This is a genomic window from Nesterenkonia salmonea (genome assembly GCF_005771525.1).
GTDB classification, from domain to species: domain Bacteria; phylum Actinomycetota; class Actinomycetes; order Actinomycetales; family Micrococcaceae; genus Nesterenkonia; species Nesterenkonia salmonea.
The window spans coordinates 1-335 of record NZ_VAVZ01000137.1 but is presented as its reverse complement, the minus strand read 5'-3'; the positions used below and the strand labels follow the sequence as shown (position 1 = coordinate 335).

The window sequence follows — 335 nt, the reverse complement described above, 5'->3', positions numbered from 1 at the left end:
CACGGGGTGGAACCCGAACGTGCGTTTCCACGTCGCGGCGGCGTTCTCCTTCTCCGAGTGGGCGATGCTGATGGTCGCGTCCACATCGATCACCAACGGCCCAGCATCCTCAGCACTGTTTTCAGGGCCAGCGCCCGCCTCCCATGCCCTGGCGCGCGCTTCAGCACGCGCTTTCCGGATCGCTGGCAAGCGGTCTTCGGTAACCCTGTCCAAGACTCGCCAGGTCGTAGGCATCGACGCCACGGGCCCGAAAACGTCCTGGCGATCCGTCAGCGTCTGGATCCCGGAGATGTTGATCGCGCCATCAGCCACGGCGACCGCCAGATCAGTGAGCA

General features: G+C 65.1%; 1 protein-coding gene. It reads right to left on the bottom strand.

The window, feature by feature from the left end:
- Positions 1-335, bottom strand: a 335-nt coding sequence (locus FEF26_RS15605) for a transposase (protein ID WP_208012975.1), incomplete at both ends; no start/stop codon positions are given.